The organism is Bartonella capreoli (assembly GCF_902813205.1).
GTDB lineage: Bacteria > Pseudomonadota > Alphaproteobacteria > Rhizobiales > Rhizobiaceae > Bartonella > Bartonella schoenbuchensis.
Genome location: NZ_CADDZX010000279.1, coordinates 1 through 418, shown reverse-complemented (window position 1 = coordinate 418; position 418 = coordinate 1). Strand labels below are relative to the sequence as shown.

The 418-nt window shown below is 47.4% G+C and carries 1 protein-coding gene; it reads right to left on the bottom strand.

Annotated elements, in window-relative coordinates:
* The coding region (locus J7R05_RS08425; RefSeq protein WP_208541889.1) for a F0F1 ATP synthase subunit gamma at positions 1–243 on the bottom strand (243 nt) is incomplete at its 3' end.
* Positions 244–418: the final 175 nt, after the last annotated feature.

The following is a 418-nucleotide window of genomic DNA, read 5'->3' as shown; positions in this document are numbered from 1 at the left end:
CACCAAAAGATGCACATCATCTCGACCCGTACCCCGCATGAGAGGAGGCGCATCAATCCCATCAACATCAGCCGCAACATTGGCTAAAATAGCAGCCATCCTCTGAGCATAAGGACGCGCAGACTCCGCCGCCTCTTGCGCACGGTGCAACCTTGCCGCCGCAACCATTTGCATGGCTTTGGTAATCTTTTGTGTTGCCTTAACCGAGGCGATACGGTCTCTAAGATCCTTCAACGACGCCATTCAAGCATTCCATCAATTCATCACGAAAAATTCTTTGCATAAGTCTTAAGCACAGTTATCAATTTATCCTTAATTTCATCGGTTATCTGTTTTTGATCAGCAATCGCCTTCAAAAGACTTTGGTGATCATTGCGCAGAAGCGTTAAAAGCCCCTGTTCAAAGCGCGCAACATCAG